The organism is Streptomyces sp. NPDC052301 (genome assembly GCF_044593395.1).
Taxonomy (GTDB): Bacteria; Actinomycetota; Actinomycetes; order Streptomycetales; family Streptomycetaceae; genus Streptomyces.
In genome coordinates, this window is record NZ_JBIUBE010000023.1 from 62,649 (window position 1) to 78,182 (window position 15,534).

18 protein-coding genes and 1 pseudogene are annotated in these 15,534 nt (G+C 70.4%); 9 read left to right on the plus strand and 10 right to left on the minus strand.

From position 1 onward, the window contains the following. Positions 1-644 precede the first annotated feature (644 nt). Positions 645-818, minus strand: a complete 174-nt coding sequence (locus ACIHEJ_RS38585; RefSeq protein WP_400142525.1) for a CsbD family protein — start codon at positions 816-818, stop codon at positions 645-647. A gap of 246 nt (positions 819-1,064) precedes the next feature. On the opposite strand from ACIHEJ_RS38585, the gene ACIHEJ_RS38590 reads away from it, so the two are divergent. Next, the gene (locus ACIHEJ_RS38590) at positions 1,065-1,235 is read left to right on the plus strand and encodes a hydrophobic protein (RefSeq protein WP_121790737.1); all 171 of its coding nucleotides are present in this window, start codon (positions 1,065-1,067) and stop codon (positions 1,233-1,235) included. A 348-nt stretch (positions 1,236-1,583) separates the two neighbouring features. On the opposite strand, the gene ACIHEJ_RS38595 is transcribed toward ACIHEJ_RS38590, so the two are convergent. Further along, on the minus strand, positions 1,584-2,828 hold the full coding sequence (locus tag ACIHEJ_RS38595; RefSeq protein ID WP_400142526.1) for an MFS transporter: 1,245 nt from the start codon (positions 2,826-2,828) through the stop codon (positions 1,584-1,586). Positions 2,829-2,963: 135 nt separating this feature from the next. Here ACIHEJ_RS38595 and ACIHEJ_RS38600 point away from each other — a divergent pair, with 135 nt between their 5' ends. Continuing rightward, positions 2,964-3,899, plus strand: coding sequence for a LysR family transcriptional regulator (locus ACIHEJ_RS38600; protein ID WP_400142527.1), 936 nt, complete (start codon positions 2,964-2,966; stop codon positions 3,897-3,899). 130 nt (positions 3,900-4,029) lie between these two features. Here the strand turns inward: ACIHEJ_RS38600 and ACIHEJ_RS38605 are convergent, their stop codons facing one another. Then, positions 4,030-4,563, minus strand: a complete 534-nt coding sequence (locus ACIHEJ_RS38605) for an LLM class flavin-dependent oxidoreductase (RefSeq protein ID WP_400142558.1) — start codon at positions 4,561-4,563, stop codon at positions 4,030-4,032. A 50-nt stretch (positions 4,564-4,613) separates the two neighbouring features. Further along, positions 4,614-4,964, minus strand: a pseudogene (locus ACIHEJ_RS38610) (LLM class flavin-dependent oxidoreductase); the annotation flags it as partial. A 207-nt stretch (positions 4,965-5,171) separates the two neighbouring features. Between ACIHEJ_RS38610 and ACIHEJ_RS38615 the strand changes: the two are divergent. Both ACIHEJ_RS38615 and ACIHEJ_RS38620 read left to right on the plus strand, forming a co-directional pair. Next, a complete protein-coding gene (locus tag ACIHEJ_RS38615; protein WP_400142528.1) occupies positions 5,172-6,194 on the plus strand; it encodes a DUF6215 domain-containing protein in 1,023 nt (340 codons plus the stop codon). Between the two features lie 76 nt (positions 6,195-6,270). Further along, complete coding sequence (locus tag ACIHEJ_RS38620) at positions 6,271-7,650, plus strand: phosphatase PAP2 family protein (RefSeq protein ID WP_400142529.1); 1,380 nt, start codon at positions 6,271-6,273, stop codon at positions 7,648-7,650. Positions 7,651-7,660: 10 nt separating this feature from the next. Here ACIHEJ_RS38620 and ACIHEJ_RS38625 read toward each other — a convergent pair whose 3' ends face one another. Both ACIHEJ_RS38625 and ACIHEJ_RS38630 read right to left on the minus strand, forming a co-directional pair. Beyond that, entirely contained in the window at positions 7,661-8,140 is a 480-nt protein-coding gene (locus ACIHEJ_RS38625; protein WP_400142530.1) for a hypothetical protein, read from the minus strand. Positions 8,141-8,240: 100 nt separating this feature from the next. Further along, positions 8,241-9,071, minus strand: coding sequence for a dienelactone hydrolase family protein (locus ACIHEJ_RS38630; RefSeq protein ID WP_400142531.1), 831 nt, complete (start codon positions 9,069-9,071; stop codon positions 8,241-8,243). Positions 9,072-9,210: 139 nt separating this feature from the next. Between ACIHEJ_RS38630 and ACIHEJ_RS38635 the strand changes: the two genes are divergently transcribed. After that, positions 9,211-10,257, plus strand: coding sequence for a GlxA family transcriptional regulator (locus tag ACIHEJ_RS38635; RefSeq protein ID WP_400142532.1), 1,047 nt, complete (start codon positions 9,211-9,213; stop codon positions 10,255-10,257). Positions 10,258-10,777: 520 nt separating this feature from the next. Here the strand turns inward: ACIHEJ_RS38635 and ACIHEJ_RS38640 are convergent. Continuing rightward, a complete protein-coding gene (locus ACIHEJ_RS38640; protein ID WP_400142533.1) occupies positions 10,778-11,068 on the minus strand; it encodes a YciI family protein in 291 nt (96 codons plus the stop codon). A 37-nt stretch (positions 11,069-11,105) separates the two neighbouring features. Continuing rightward, positions 11,106-11,318, minus strand: a complete 213-nt coding sequence (locus tag ACIHEJ_RS38645; RefSeq protein WP_400142534.1) for a hypothetical protein — start codon at positions 11,316-11,318, stop codon at positions 11,106-11,108. A gap of 2 nt (positions 11,319-11,320) precedes the next feature. On the opposite strand from ACIHEJ_RS38645, the gene ACIHEJ_RS38650 reads away from it, so the two are divergent. After that, complete coding sequence (locus ACIHEJ_RS38650) at positions 11,321-11,854, plus strand: GNAT family N-acetyltransferase (RefSeq protein ID WP_400142535.1); 534 nt, start codon at positions 11,321-11,323, stop codon at positions 11,852-11,854. Between the two features lie 185 nt (positions 11,855-12,039). On the opposite strand, the gene ACIHEJ_RS38655 is transcribed toward ACIHEJ_RS38650, so the two are convergent. Further along, entirely contained in the window at positions 12,040-12,360 is a 321-nt protein-coding gene (locus tag ACIHEJ_RS38655) for a hypothetical protein (protein WP_400142536.1), read from the minus strand. Between the two features lie 202 nt (positions 12,361-12,562). Between ACIHEJ_RS38655 and ACIHEJ_RS38660 the strand changes: the two genes are divergently transcribed. The 3 genes from ACIHEJ_RS38660 (at position 12,563) to ACIHEJ_RS38670 (ending at position 14,533) form a co-directional block, all read left to right on the plus strand. Then, the gene (locus ACIHEJ_RS38660; protein WP_400142537.1) at positions 12,563-13,309 is read left to right on the plus strand and encodes a hypothetical protein; all 747 of its coding nucleotides are present in this window, start codon (positions 12,563-12,565) and stop codon (positions 13,307-13,309) included. 102 nt (positions 13,310-13,411) lie between these two features. Beyond that, positions 13,412-13,846, plus strand: coding sequence for a hypothetical protein (locus tag ACIHEJ_RS38665; RefSeq protein ID WP_400142538.1), 435 nt, complete (start codon positions 13,412-13,414; stop codon positions 13,844-13,846). Between the two features lie 123 nt (positions 13,847-13,969). Then, positions 13,970-14,533, plus strand: a complete 564-nt coding sequence (locus ACIHEJ_RS38670) for a hypothetical protein (protein ID WP_400142539.1) — start codon at positions 13,970-13,972, stop codon at positions 14,531-14,533. 283 nt (positions 14,534-14,816) lie between these two features. Here ACIHEJ_RS38670 and ACIHEJ_RS38675 read toward each other — a convergent pair whose 3' ends face one another. Then, on the minus strand, positions 14,817-15,527 hold the full coding sequence (locus tag ACIHEJ_RS38675; RefSeq protein ID WP_400142540.1) for an alpha/beta fold hydrolase: 711 nt from the start codon (positions 15,525-15,527) through the stop codon (positions 14,817-14,819). Positions 15,528-15,534 lie beyond the last annotated feature (7 nt).

The following is a 15,534-nucleotide window of genomic DNA, read 5'->3' on the forward strand; positions in this document are numbered from 1 at the left end:
ACAACAACGCCTGCCGACGGCGGCCCGTCCCGCACGGTCGCCCCCTGCCCGAGGACCAGTGCTCTGCCCACTGTCAGCCCCGGTCGTGACCATGCCCTCATCCCGATGGCGGCGAACGGCCGTGGCCGCGCGGTGATGCACGAAGCTCGACGAGCCCGACCGGCAGGAAGGCTGTACGTGGCACAACCCCGGCCCCATGTTCGCGCCTGCCCCCGACAACCGGGACGAGCCGACTTCATGACGATGCTGAGCCGCCGGTCAGTTCAGAGGGGGGAGAGAAGCGGGCGGACTGCTCGAGGTGGAACGGTGCGCCCGCACGCGTGGGCACCCACCGTCGCCGTAGGGCGGCCTCGATGGCGTCGGCGACTTCGGAGGGCAGTACCGGATCGCCCGAGAACCCGAGCCAGTTGCCGGCGTGGGGCCGGTTCGTGGTGACGGCCAGGGTTGTTCCGGGGCGCTCGGCGTGTTCCATGGCGTACGTGCACGGCCTGGCGTCGTCGCACCGGCCCGTCGTCGCATCCCGGCGTTCACGATGATCCCGGTGACGAAGAGTACGCGGCGGTCCTTCCGGTGCCGATGGCCCGGGACGACGTGGGGGCGGCCCCGATGCCGGGACCGCCCCCATGAGCAGGTGCTGTGCGCCGTCAGGGTCGGCCGGTGTCCTTGAGCGACTCCTTGGCCTCGCGGGCGTCACCCGCGGCCTCGGCCGCGCGGCCCTTGGCGATCAGCTTCTCGTTGCCGGTGGCGCGTCCGGCTGCCTGGGCGACCTTGCCGACTGCCTGTTCGGCCTTGGCGCGGGCCTTCTCGCTGGCGGCCATGCTGCTCACCCTCCTCGGTTCCGGTGTCAGGTGCTGGGGGTGCGCATGACCCCACACCACGCCGGTAAACCAGAGGCCAAGGAAATGCGCTGAGTGACTATCCATGCAGGGCGGAGGTGCGTGAGATGCGGAGGAGGGGGAACCGTGCATGGCGCGCGCATGCCCTTCATCCCGTGAAAGTAACTCATATTTTGTGTGCTTGTAAGGCCGGAGTAAGGGCATTCGATGGCCAGGAGGTTGATAACAATGGTTCCCCTGCTTCTGGTTCTTCTGCTGGCTCTGATCCTCTTCGGTGCGGGATTCGCACTCAAGGCGCTGTGGTGGATCGCCGTGATCGTGCTCATCGTGTGGCTGCTGGGCTTCGTCGTCCGGTCCGCGGACGGCGCAGGCCGCAAGGGCCGCTGGTACCGCTGGTAGACGAAGGCGCTTGACTGCGAGCGGCACGCCGCCCGCACGGGATGTGATGTGGGGCCCGGTCGGAGACGACCGGGCCCCACCCGTGTGAGAGGACACTGCGACTGAGGTGGCTGGAAGAGATCGGGCTTATCGGACGCATCGCAGGGTACGTGAGTCATGCACCGGCCCCGCAGAAGCAGCAGTGGAACCCTGCTCCTCCTAAATCTGCGGGGCCGCTGCGTCCGGCTCCCGCCCCACGGATCGGCCGGACGCCCGACGGCAGGGATTCCGTCGGACTCGGACCTGAGGCGGCGAGTTCGCCGACGCCGACGACGCCGAAGACGCCACCGACGCGGCCGTGGCGGTCCGTCAGGCGCGGCTCCGTGCCGGCTCCGGTTCGCAGGGGAGGGCCGCCGCGCGTCGGGGGAGGAGCAGCGGTGTCGCCAGCAGCAGCACGCCGGCCAGGCCGATGGCCGTACGAGGGCCGAGCAGGCCGCCCAGCATGCCCCAGACGGCCGTCAGGAGCGCGGCCGAAGCCTTGGTCGTCACCGCCCAGGCGGACAGCGTGCGGGTGACCCGCTCGGTCGCGGTGCGCTCGAGGCGGTAGGTGGTGTAGACGGGGTTGAAGACCGCGCAGCAGAAGATGAGCCCGAGCTCGACGCCCATCACCAGCAGCAGCCCCCCGGTGCCCGGCCCCAGAAAGGCGAGGCCGATGGGCCACAGGGCGCGCAGGGCCCCCGTCACGACCAGGACCCGGTGCTGCCCGAACCGGGTGACGAGAGGTCGGGCCAGCCGTGAGCCGAGCAGCCCGCCGATCGAGGGTGCGGCGAAGGCGAGGCCGTACTCCCAGGGTGCGAATCCGAGTCGGCCGAGCATCAGGACGGCCAGCAGCGGCTGGGTGGCCATCACCAGGCCGTTGAACAGGGCGGTGTTGAAGAACAGCGGACGCAGCGTGGCGTCGGCAAGGATGTACCGCCAACCGTCGAGCAGGTCCCCGGCGCGCATGCGCGCGGCCTCTCGGCGCTCGGGCCGGGGCTCGTGCCCGCCTGTCGCCCGGATGCCCAGGGCCGAGAGCAGGTAGCTGACCGCGTCGGCCACCACCGTCGCCACCGGACCGAGGAGCCCGATCGCCACGCCACCCAGGGGCGGTCCGACGATCGTCGTCGTCCACGTCGTGGACTCGAACCGGGCGTTGGCGACGAGCAGGTCCTCGGCCGGCAGCAGTGTCTTCAGGTATGCGCCGGACGCAGCGCGGAAGGTGATGTCGGCGGCCGCCACGACGACCGAGACCAGGAGGAGCTGAAGAAAGGTGAGCACGCCGAGCGCGAACGCGGCGGGGACCGTCAGCAGCGCCGCGAACCGCACCAGGTCCATCGCGACCAGCACGGGCCGCTTGCGGCGGAACTCCACCCACGGGCCCAGTGGCACCGCGACGGCCGCGCCCACCGCAGCTCCCACCGAGGAGAGTGCGGCCACCTCGGCCGGTCCTGCGTGCAGCACCCGGATGGCGATCAGCGGGAACGCGCCGAAGGCGAGCCACGTGCCGAGCGCGCTGGTCCCGTACGCTCCCCAGAGCCACCCGAACCGCCGCCCCAGTCGATGCCCGCTTCGCATGCCCGACGCCCCTCGCCCTTCCCTCGCACAACCGATCCGCGTCCGGAAGCATCAAAGCGAGCATCACAACCAGGGATCAAACAACTACAGAGCCGTCGGTCACAACCGACAGTTGTACCCGTAGGGTAACGGGATATGGATCTCGACGCCGTCCGAACCTTCGTCGCCGCCGCCGACGCGGGGCGGTTCCAAGAGGCCGCCGCCGGGCTGGCGGTCACCCAGCAGGCTGTCTCCAAGCGCATCGCCACGCTGGAGCGCAACCTCGGCGTGCGGCTGTTCACCCGCACCGCGCGCGGTGCCGAGCTCACCATCGACGGGCAGGCGTTCCTGCCCCACGCGCGTGAGCTGCTACGCGTCGCCGAGCGCGCGGTCGCGTCCGTCCGTTCCGGTCGCCGTCCACTGCGTGTCGACGTGATCGCCTCGCGCGGCGCGGCGTCGGGCCTCATGCGCGGCTTCCACCGCGCGCACCCCGAGATCGAACTCGACGTGGTGATGCTGCTCGACATCGAGACGGCTGTCACCGCCATCCGCTCCGGTGCGATCGACGCCTCCTTCCGCGCCGTCGCCGCGCCCGGGCGCCCCCTTCCCGAGGACATCGAGTCCGTCCGGGTGCTCGACGAGCCGCTCCAGCTCCTCACCGGCCCCGCCCACGCGTTGGCCGGCGCACGGTCGGTCCCCCTCGCTCAGCTCGCCGGGCACCGGATCTGGATGCCGGGCATCGTCCCCGGCACCGAGTGGGCCGCCTACTACGACGACCTCGTCGCCGGGTTCGGTCTCACCATCGAGGCGACCGGTCCCAACTTCGGCTCCGACGCGCTCCTCGACACCGTCGCCGACACCCCGGCCCTGGCCACCTTCATGGGCGAGCACACCCGCCTCGTCTGGCCCGCCGGCCACGGTCTGCGCCGTATCCCGGTGACCGACCCGACTCCTGTCTACCCGCACTGCCTGCTCTGGCACCGCGACAACCCCCACCCGGCACTGGCCACCCTCCGTGCCCACCTCGCCGCCACGACGCCCGGCCACGACGAGGCCGGCACCTGGACACCGGGCTGGGTGATTCCCGGCTGAGTGCGCCGCCCCGCCCGCGAGACGGCGAGGGCCGGGCGTCCAGGGTCGTCGCGGCACCGGTGGGCGACGACCAGTCGCGGCCCGCCCTCCTGGGCCGCGAAGCATGAGCCCGCTGCCCGGCGGGCCGTGGTCACTTCCGCGGGCGAATCCAGGTTCGGGCGAGTTCGGCGGCCCAGGTGTCCGCCTCGTCGGGAGCGGACGGGGGCGCACCGACGACGAGTTCGCTGATGCCCGCCGCACCGAGTGCGGGGAGGTGCTCCGGAGTGCCGTCGCTCAGCGCCACGGCGACCGTGAGCTCCTCGAAGTCGCGGCCATGGCGGGCGCACTCGTCGGCGAGGACCGCGACGCGCGCCGGGACGTCGGCCGCCGGGACGTTGAAGCCGTACCAGCCGTCGGCGAGCGTGACCGCGCGGCGCAGGGCCGCGTCACTGTTCCCACCGAACACGACCGGGAGCCGGCTGCCGCGCAGGGGCTTCGGGTTGACGCGGATCGCGTCGAAGCGGGTGAACTCCCCCGTGAAGGAGGCCGGGTCCTCGGCCCAGAGCGTACGCATCGCGGCGAGGTACTCCTCGGTGCGGCGTCCGCGCCCGGCGAAGGGGACTTGGAGCGCTGTGAACTCCTCGGCCGACCAGCCGACCAGCCGACCAGCCGACCAGCCGACCAGCCGACCCCGACACCGAGGGTGAACCGTCCTGCGGACAGCACGTCGAGTGTGGCGGCCTGCTTGGCGATCACGACGGGGTTGTGCTCGGGCAGCAGGAGCACGCCGGTGGCGAGCTCGATGCGGCTGGTGACCGCTGCCGCGAAGCTCAGGGCGGGCAGTGGGTCCAGCCAGTCCGCGTCCGCGGGCACGGCGATCCGGCCGTCCGCGGAGTACGGGTAACGGGAGGCGGGCGAGTCCACGAGCACCACATGCTCGCCGCACCGGAGTCTCGCGAAGCCGTGCGCCTCTGCCGCTGTGGCCACCGCCCGGATGATGTCGGGACGGGCGCCCTCACCGATGCCGAGCGCGTGCAACCCCACTCGCATTGTCCACCGCCTGTCCGCGGGGGACCGGACCTGCATGGCGCGGTGCTGTGTGCAACGACCGCTGATCGCGGGAGTCACGGCGTCGCGTGTTGTGGAGCGTCCCGACAGGCCGCAGGACAGGAGGGCCGGGAAACGGCCCGTAACGGGCCTAAAGCCCGCAGGTGACGTCGGCTTGTCGACGGTCCGACCGGAACTGTGACCTCCACCACGGCGAACGTGATCTATTCCTGGTGAGATCGCCGGATGCTCGGTTTTCTCCTCCGTCTCCTGCCCTTCTGGGTGCGGGAGCCCCTGTTCATCGTGATCGGGTCCGTTCTCGGCGTACGCCTCATGTACCTCGCCGTCCGCGATCACGACTGGGGAGCGGCTGGTTTCGGCGTGGTGTTCCTCGTGTTCACTGCCATACGCGTCCACACGGTGGTCCGGGCCCTGCGCGCACGCCGGAACCCTGCCCTGGCGGCCTCCGCCGAGGCGACGGCGGTCGATGCCGGCACCCAGGCCCCGGCCCAGGTGCAGACGCAAGCCCCCGCCCAGGCCCCGGTACCGGCTCAGGCTCAGCCCCAGGAGAAGGAGCCCAACGTATGGGGCCAGGCCGTCGCGGCCCTGGCCGTGTTCGGGGCACTCGCGGCCGCGCTGTGGCTGGCCCCACGCGTGCTGCCGTCCGACGACAGCACGCCGCAGTCCGCCTCGTGTTCGGACGGGGAACACGAGAAGCTGCCGAAGGCCTACGAGGAGACGCCCGAGGCTGTGACCGGTGACGAGCTGTGCGAGGCGCTCAACCGGCCCGACCTGGCCCAGCTCCTGGGAACGCCCGGGGAGACCGCGACCACGGCCTCCGGCAGCAGCAACACCGCTGCCCTGACCGATGGGAAGGTCGCCGAGCCGGAGGCCGAGATCTCGTTCGACACCTACACCGTGAACCTCTCGGCCACCTACAACAAGCTGTCGACCGCCCAGTACGTGAAGCTGCTGAAGATCGGAGCCGAGAAGGACGTCAAGACGCTCACGGTCCTCGGCCGGCCCGCGGTTTTCTCCTCGGACCACACCATGAAGTTCGAGATCAATCTCGGAAGTGGCGGATCCGGTGGCCCGGTGGAACAGGGCCCCCTGGCCAGGACGCTGTCCGTGGCCTTCGACCAGAAGGACCGGGGTGGTTCCTACGACATCACCGTGTGGAGCAAGTCCGGAGCCCTCCCGGACGACAACGTTCTCGTCGACATCGCTGAGAAGGTTCTTCCGACGATCCCCGAACGGACTGCCCGATGAGACGCCGACAGTCTCCGAGCAGTGGCCCCGCCGGGACGCCCATTCATACAGATCGAGCACATCGGCCGAGCGGCTGATGTCCAAAGCGGCGCGGGCGTTCTCGCGGACAAGCAGGGGAGAGGGGTTCGCCGCGTGGCGTCGGCCACGGGCGAAGCTGTGGGTCCTGGCCGGTGCGACGGCTCTCGGATTCCTCGTCGCGCTGGAGATCGTGGCACGTCACTACTGCCAGCCGGGGCCGATCACCAGCCAGGTACGAGAGGTGATATTCGCCCCCAAACCGGGGCCGCTGTACGGCGGTCTGGCGTTGATGATGGTGGTGCTCACCTGGCGGCAACGGTTCATCGCGGTCGGTGTCGCGATCGGAATCGACGCCGTCTTCGTGCTGCTGCGCTGGGCGCTGCACGCCGAGGTGGCCGACGGTCATTATTTCGGCAACGGCGCGTTGTGGGTGATGCTGGGCTGTGCGGTCATCGCTGTCACGCGCCGTACCGGCCAGGAACGCGTCCTGCTGCTGAAGGGCGTCGGGCTGGGTCTGCTGTTGGTGACCGGCCGCAAAACCGGCGACACCTGGCTGCTCATCACCTCGAAGGCCCGCCCGCAGGTGCTCGACCAATATGTGGCGACCGTCGATCACGCGCTGGGGAATCCATCATGGGTGGCGGGCCGGTTTCTCGACGCGACCGGCCCGATCGGCGGCCATGTTCTCCACCTGGTCTACGCCCAGCTCGCGGTGGCCGCGGTGGTCGTCGCGCTGTACCAACTGCGCAACGTGGCGGCCGAGGGCCGTTTCCCACGCCACCATCTGGTGCGCACCTTCCTGATGATCGGCCTCCTCGGGCCCGCCATCTACATGATCTTCCCGATGGTCGGTCCGGTCTTCGCCTACGGCCCCGGCGCCTCCGGCACCGGCGGCGTGCACTGGGCGGTCGCCAACCTGTGGCCCCACACGCCGCCACCGATCACCACCCCGCACCCGATGCCGTACGACGAGATCACCCCCCGCAATTGCATGCCCAGTCTGCACACAGCGTGGGCTACCGCGATCTTCATCCATACCCGCAAGGGCCCACGGCTTCTTCGGTTCGCAGGGGCGTTCTGGCTCGTCGCCACGCTCGGCGCAACGCTGGGATTCGGCTACCACTACGGCGCGGACCTCGTCGCCGGCGTGGTGTTCGCGCTCACCGTCGAGGCGGCGCTGCGCTCGATCGACCGTGGGTGGGACCGGTCCGGAATCCAGCTGGTCGGCTACGGGACGACGATCTTCGCTGCGCTCCTGGTGTCGTACCGCTACCTGCCGATGGAGATGGCCGAACATCCGCGGGTGTTCGGCCCGCTGCTCGTTCTGGCGATGACCTCGGTGGTCTACGGCTACGTACGAGCCATCAAGACGTGGGAGCCGGAGGCAGTACCGGCGGATCGTCCGGAACCGCAACCCGAACCAGTTTCCACCGCGTAGCGAAGAACGACTAGTGGCAGTGCCGGCAGGGCGCGTGCTGGGACGGCGTGGACAAGGTCAGTACGCCGTCCTGAACATGTGCCTCCCGGGCGCGCGTGGTGAGTTCCGTCAACCGTCGCAGGAGGCCGTAGCCCTCGCAGAGCACGGTTTCGTGCCCTCCGTAGGACTCCAAGTTGATGACGGCTGCCTCCACGTGCCGGATCTCGGACTCGAGCAGGGGAACGTTTCCGACTCCCCGGGCGAGGGCCAAGCCGGCACGTGGGTAGAGAAGCGGTAGCAACTCGGCGCCGCCGGCACTGCGAATGGTGGCGGCATCGCTGTCGCTGTGTGCTTCCAGACAGGACTGGGCGTGCTCGATGACCCGGACGAGGGCCTGGTAGTCCACCGTCGACAGTTCCATCGCGAGGAGGCCGGCGGGCTGCGGGGCCGTGCTGGAGGACTGGTCGTCGCCTGCACTCGCCTCGCGTCGACGGCTGGGTCGCCACGGCACTTCGGTCCCCCTCGTGCTCCCGATCGTTTCATTGGCTGACGGGACTCCGGTTGTCCGGAGAAACAGTAAATCACTCGAATTCGGGAGGGTCAGGGCCCCATCAGCCGGCGGGCAGCGGTCGGTTCCCGTGCGGGTGCAGGCGATCGGTGAGGAAGGCGAGGATCTCGTCGCGGGCCCGGACCGTCGGGTGGCCGGCCTCGTCGACGAGATGGGCGGTGACGACGCTGTGCGGGGTGCCGACCAGGTCGGCGAAGAAGGGCGGCGGGGCGGGGTTGGCGGCGCTGTCCGGCAGGACGCGACCGTCGAAGGCATCGCCGAGCAGCGCGCGGTAGGCGGCGAAGCGCTGCCCCGTGCACCAGCGGTCGCCCTCGAAGCGGTAGGCCAGCACGGTGAGTCCGTCGCGGTCGAGCCGGTCGCGCACCGCACGCGCGTCCGCCGCGTCGAGTTCGAGCCCGCCGGGATCGTCGAGCGGCAGCGAAGGATGGTTGACCACCGGGGCGATCACTGCCGGCTCCAGAGCCATGGTGAGGGCGAAGTTGCCGGTGAAGCACAGGCCGATGGCGCCCACCCCCAAACCACCGCACGCGGTGTGCGCCTGCCGCGCGAGGCCGCGCAGCCAGAGCGTCACCGGGCTGGTGCCGCCTCCGGCGAAGGCGCGGAACTCCGCGCTGACACAGGCGCGGCGGACCACCTCCCGGCCGCCCTCGACCGTGGGGAAGGCGCCGTCCGTCCCGAAAAGGGAGGGCACGTGGACGGTGAAGCCCGCGTCCCGCACCCAGCGCGCGAGCCGCAGGACGTCGGGACTGATGCCCGGCATCTCGGGCAGCACCACGACCGCGGGCCCGGCCCCGGCCACATACACCGTCTTCTCCACCCCCTCCACGGCCACGCTCCGGCGGGTGAAGTCGGTGATCGGATCGTCGTCGCTCATGGGACCAGCCTGGCCTCGAGGCCGGCCACCGGGTGAGAGGCGGCATCGCCGAAACAGAGGGTAATCTCGCCACACGCGAGGCAGCGAGCGGTACGCGGTCGGCGACCCGGGGCCGGGGACACCAGGGGGCAGGGGCGTGATGGCGGTGACGACGCGGCAGGCGCAGCACGGCGTGGTTCCTGGCGCAGGACCGGGTGCGCTGCGGGTCGGTGTCCTGGCGTACCCGGGCTGCTTCGCGTCCGAAGTGTTCGGCATCCCCGACCTGTTGACAATGGCCGGACATGTCGCCGGACCGGAGGCGTCCGGCTACCGGGTGGCGGTCGTCTCGCCCCGCCGCCGGGTCGCCGCCTCGGGCGGCGCCATTCTGGACGTACGCCCCTTGCGCGAGGTCGACGTCCTCGTGGTCCCCGGCTTCGAACTACGCCCGGACACCGACCTGGACGCGGGGCTGGCCCGGCTCGCCCCCGAGATCGCGGCGATCCGCGCGCAGGCCGCCGCCGGCACCGCCGTGGTGTCCCTCTGCGTCGGCGCTTTCCTGCTCGCCGAGGCCGGGCTCCTCGACCGGCGCCGGGCCACCACATCCTGGCTGCACGCCGGCGAACTGGCCAGGCGCTACCCGGTCGCCGACATCCGGCCCGAGCACCTGGTCGTCACCGACACCGGCGTGACGACCACGGCCGCCTTCAGCGCCATGTACGACTTCGCGCTGGACCTGATTCGCCGACACGACGGCGACCGGGTGGCACGGACCACCGCACGGTTGACGCTCGTCGACGACGCGCGGACCTCCCAGACCCCGTACGTCGACACACGGCTCCTCCCGCAGCCCGGCCGGGAGTTCTCCCAGCGGGTCATGCGGCGGCTGGACCAGAACCTCGCCGAGCGGTACGACCTCGCCTCGCTCGCGGACGCCTTCCGGGTCAGCACCCGTACGCTGCTGCGCCGCTTCGCCGAAGAGACCGGACGCAGCCCGCTGGCCCATCTGCAGGCCTCCCGGGTCCGCCGCGCCCGCCATCTCCTGGAGACCACCGACCGCACCGTCGCCGCCGTAGCCACGGCCGTCGGCTACCAGGACCCGGGCACCTTCGCCGCTCTCTTCGCCCGTCACACCGGCCACCGCCCGAGCGCCTACCGGGCCGCCTTCCGCCGTACCGCCCGGGCATCCACCCCGGACGGCGGCGCCTAGTTCCTGTCTCCTCGGTCCCGTTGACGACGACGGCGCTCCGTCGGGAGGCGCTCGCTCAAACCGCTCGTCCAATCGCTTCCGCCAACTCGGCTGCGGTCGTGAGAGCGATACGGGGCTCGTCGACGAGAGCAGTGTCGATGACTGCGGCGAGTCGGCGTGGCAGAGTGGGCAGTCGGTCACGTATGGGCACCGCCGGCTCGCGCAGGACGACGGCGACCGGATCGGCATCGGGCGGGAAGTCGCGCGGAGGCGAACCGGTGAGCACACAAGCAGGCCGTCATAGCCCACAGATCCACTTCGGGCAGCGCGTACTTGAAGATCGCGTCTCCGTCTTCGGAGTCCCGGTTTTCGCCGAGGAAGCCCCGGGCACGCGGTGTCGTCCCGTGCAGAAGCGCGGCAACTCCTGTCTTCCGGTCTTCCGGCTCGTCGGATCGGCGAGCCGATCGCGAGGGGCGGAGGAATGCCTGAGCCCGAGTGTGCAGGCCTGCCGTGGAGGCGACCGCCCTGGTGGTCGGGCCCGCTAGCTGTCCTTCAGCGCCTCCAGGCCGGGCGCGACCAGCAGCGGCGTGAACCGCACGACGGTGTGCGTGGCGACGTTGTTGACGACGTAAGGGTCGGTGGCGAGCAGGCGGTCGAGTTCCTCGGGCGTCATCTCCGCGGCGAAGTAGACGCCGCCCGTCAAGGGCACTTGGCGTCCCGCCACGAGAAGCAGACGCTGGGCGATGACCTGGTTCAGCCAATCGCCGTGGGCCGGTCTCCACCGGTCCACTTCGTTCAGCGGCGCCGTGTAGGTCACTGTGACAACGAACATGCACTGAACGTACACGGCCCAGCCCTGACACCGCGCGTCAATTGATCATTTTGTCAGGAGCGGCCGGCGCCGAGCCGCTCTCGTCCTCGCCGTCCCTGCTACCGTCGCGATCGAGCACGGTGCGCATGAACAGGGGCTCGGAACAGGGCGGTTGATGAATATGGCCGTCGATGGCCGTCCTCAGCACGCCCTTTTCCGGCCGGCGCGGCGACGCGACGCGGTCCGGGTCGTTCCGACGACCAGGAGTCACACGTGCATTCCTCCGCTTCATCGCTGACCGGCGAACTGATCACCGACCGTCTCACCCTGCGGCCGTGGACCACGGCCGAGGCCGACGCCGTGCGCGCCGACGACGGACTCCGGCCGGCCGACTGGGCCGACGACTTCCCCGCCGACGGCGACCGCATCATCGCGGCCCTCTTCGATGACCACCCCGACTGGTTCGGCGCGTACGGCCACCGGCTGATCGTCGAACGGGACAGCGGCCTCGTGGTGGGCTCGATCGGTCTTCTCCGGCCGCCCAGCGAGGGCGTCCTCGAGCTCGGCTACGGCGTCGTGGCCTCCCGGCGTGGCCGGGGCTACGCCACCGAGGCCACCCGGGAGCTCGCCGCGTTCGCCCTCGCCGCGCAGGGCGTCCACACCGTGATCGCCGGCGTGGATCCGGCGAACCCGGCTTCTGCCCGCGTCCTGGAGAAGGCCGGCTTCGAGCGGTACGACAGCACGCCCACCGGGAAAGCCGACGGCACAGCCCGATTCGGATGCACGGGAGCGGACCGCCAGGAGTAACCGCGCGGGTGGGTGGGCGGCCCGGATGCCCGCCCACCCGCTGCCGTTGACGCACACCGTGGGCGGGCCCGGTGGGCGGGGAGGCCGGCGACCGTCCGGCTGGACTCCTCGAACGCCTCCCGGCAGGGCCCGCGCGCCGAGTGCCTGAGGCCCTGCCGGCCTGAGCGGGGCCGTACCCGGCCCGCTCAACTGCCGGCCAGGGCGGCGCCCAGCGCGAGGGCGAACAGCATCGGCAGGAGAACGCACCCGAGTCCGGCGCCGGCGGCGAGCATGCGTGGTGTCCGTAGGGACCGGCGGTGCGGCAGCGCCCAGGAGAGGGCCAGCAGGCCGCACGACCAGTAGAACACCCCTCCGAAGGCACCGAGGCCGTCCTCGGACCGGAACCACCTGAATTCCAGCACGAGGAAGGGCAGACCGATCAGGGACGCCACGGCAGGCGTCCTCCACCACGTCCGGTGGGCGAGGCGCGGCGGTACGTCGTTCGGTTGCGTGTCGTCGTCAGGCATGCGACCACCCCATCACCACCCCCGGGTCGGGGCATCGGGCCGCGTACTCAGCTGCGCACACGCGCACGTACTCACACCACTGCTCTCGGCGGAAGTGAGGTGAACCGAGTCAGGTGTGAGGTAGATCACGTATCGGTCCCTGCATCCCTTTGTGCTGCCGTCTAGTCCGATCATCGAACAGTCTTGTTAAAGGGGAAACAAAATGGGCAATCGCACTCTTCTGGCTACCGCAGCCCTGTGCGTGACGGCGGTACTGACACTCACCGCCTGCGGAGACGACAAGAAGGCGGACGCCAAGCCGGTGGAGCCTTTCAAGGGGCTGACTGCGGCTCAGATCTCCGAGAAGGCCCGAGTCGCCATGACGAAGCTGGACTCGTTCAAGGTCAAGGGCGGCATGACCACCGACGGTGAGCACATGACCTTCGATTTCGCCGTCGCCGCGAAGGGCAACTGCCACGGAACCTTCACCACCGGGGGTGCGTCCGCCGAAATCCGTCAGGTCGGCGGCGACACCTTCATGAAGGGCGACGAGAAGTTCTGGCAGCAGACGGGCAGCCGGGAGGGCTCGTCGTCCAAGGAGACGGACGCCCTCACCGAGATGCTCAAGGGACGCTGGTTCAAGATGCCGGCGGAGGATGCGAAGGCGGACGACAAGTTCCCCTTCTGTGACATCGACACGATGTTCGAGAAGGACGAGAAGGAAGGCCACCTCACCCGGGGAGCGGACACCGAGGTCAACGGCACGCCCGCCGTGACGCTCACGGGGAAGGACGGCGCTGCGACGCAGACCCTCCTCATATCCGCCAAGGGCGAGCCCTACGCGCTCCGGCTGACAGCCGAGGGCGGCAAGGAGCCCGGTTCGTTCGACTTCTCGGCGTTCAACGAGCCGGTGACCGTCACACCTCCGCCGCCCGGCGAGGTCATCGACCCGGAGAAGCTCAAGGGCTGACCTCTTTCAAGGGCTGACATCGCGGCCCGGAATCCGGACCGCTGCCGGCCGGGCGGGCGCAGCCCCCTGGCCGGTTCCACACAACATCGCAGGAGTACACCCGTGAACGGAAAGCGCCGCCGCTTGCTGCTGGCCGCTGTTGACCCCATGCTCGAACCCGGGGAGCAGGTCGAAGTGGCGACCATCGTGAACCTGAGTTCGGTCTCGGTGCGCCGGACGGCCGCGTTCGCGGCGGCGTCGGCGATCATGAGCGGTGGTGGGATGACCGTGATCCCTGCGCCGACGCCCATGTACCTGGCGATGACCGACCGTCGTGTCTTCGTCTTCCGGGCCAATCCCACGTTCGCCCGGCCGGAAGAGCATCTGATGACGATCCCGCGCGCCGGTCTCGTGCGCACGGAGATCAAGGAGCGCCTGCTCAACTCGTCCTTCGTCGTGTCCTCACCGGAGAACGAGCAGGGCCTGAAGATCGTCTTCCCGCTGGTGAGCCGCAAGGACCGGGACGTGATGGCGGCCGCCGTGCCCCTGGCAGGCTGACCGTCCGAACGCGGGCGGCCACGCCTACGACTGGCGGGCTCGGCCGGGACGGCCGCCTGGACCGCGGTCGGGTGGAGGAGAAACACGCAGGACAACTGCCGCTGACTCCGAGATCATCTGGCAGTGGCCACAGAATCGCATCTGCTGTCCCTCCGTATCGTCGTGCCACCGCAGCGAAGTCGACACGACACCGTGGAATGCCGACCGATCGTCGACGGACGGGACATCCTGGCCGAAGTGTTCGCCGAAGGCCCGGGAGTTGACCCTCGGTACCTCGTGGGACCGGATGCGCCGCTTCACGCGACAGACACGCCCCGTGAGGTTCGGCTCGCCGCGGCCGCGTGCACGGAAGGATGCTGCGGCGCCCTGTACGTGACCATCAGGCGCGAAAGGCAACACGTCATCTGGAGCGGCTGGCGCAACCCGGATGAGGATGATGTCGATTTCCCGGAGCTTCGATTCGGCGTCAACCAGTACGAAGCGGAGGTCCGCCGGGCTTCGACGGACCACAGCTGGGAGTGGCCGGCCCGCACCGTCGCCAGGATTCTGGAGGGGAGCGACCCGACCGACCAAGCGGAGCACCTTGAGGCGCACCTCACGGCCGAGGACCCTCGCGAGGTCGGCGAGGTCTGCGGCGGTTCGAAGGAGTTTGCCGAGCGTCTCGGCCATCCCTGGCCGCGCCCCTGACGACGCGAAGAGCGCGTGGTCGAGGCGCGGGCGGAGCCGCGCGGGTGCTCGAGGCGGCCGTTGACGGCCTCGGTGCGTCCGGCGGACGTGCCAGGGTCGATCAGCCGGTCGCGGCCGAGCGGCTCGTGCGCCGACCGCCGGGGCGCCGTGTCGCGCGGCGGTCCTTCGGGCCGCACCGGCGGCACCACCGGCCGGCCCAACGACTCAGCACACCAGCACACCGGCACCGTACGATCCCGGGCGAGCCCCATCGAGGTCCGGATGGACCGGGCTTGTGCGGCCCTCAAGGGCAGGCCTGTCGTCTGAGCGCCGACGCATCCGCGGTGCATTCACCGAGCAGCAGTGCGGCGACCGCCTCCGGGGCCTCATGCATCGCGTCGTGGCCGGTCGGGAGGTCGTGGACCTGCCACTCGGGATCGGCTTGGAGCCGGGTGCGGAGTTCCGCGAACGGCGTCCGGTCTTCCCATCCCGAGCAGTAGATGAACTCCCGACGGGGGACCTGGGCGAGCGTGCCTGTGAGCCGGATCGTCTGCAGGAACGAGGCGAGGGGATGGGGCCGGCGGCGGGGATCGCCGCCCTCCGGCGGCTGGACGGCGTAACCGGTGGCCGCGGCGCCGACGGCGAACGCTTCCCGGTAGCGCTCGGTCGTCGACGACCAGCACGACTCGCCATCGCTTGGTACGTAGGCGTCGAGATGCACCAGTCGCGAGATCCGGCCGCCTGCGCGATCGGCGGCGGCGGCGATCACCATCCCGCCGTAGCTGTGGCCGACCAGCGTCGCGCTGGTGATGCGGGTGCGATCGAGGAGCCGCAATACGTCGTCGGCGTGGGTGTCGAGGTTGGCGGTCGCGACCGTCGCGTCGTCGTCGTCCGGCCGCAGACCGGTCAGGGTCAGGGCGTGAACGACATGACCGGCACGCTCCAGCAGCGGAACCACCGCCTCGAACGACCAGGATCCGTGCCAGCCTCCGGGCACGAGAACGAACGTCGCCATGCGTTTC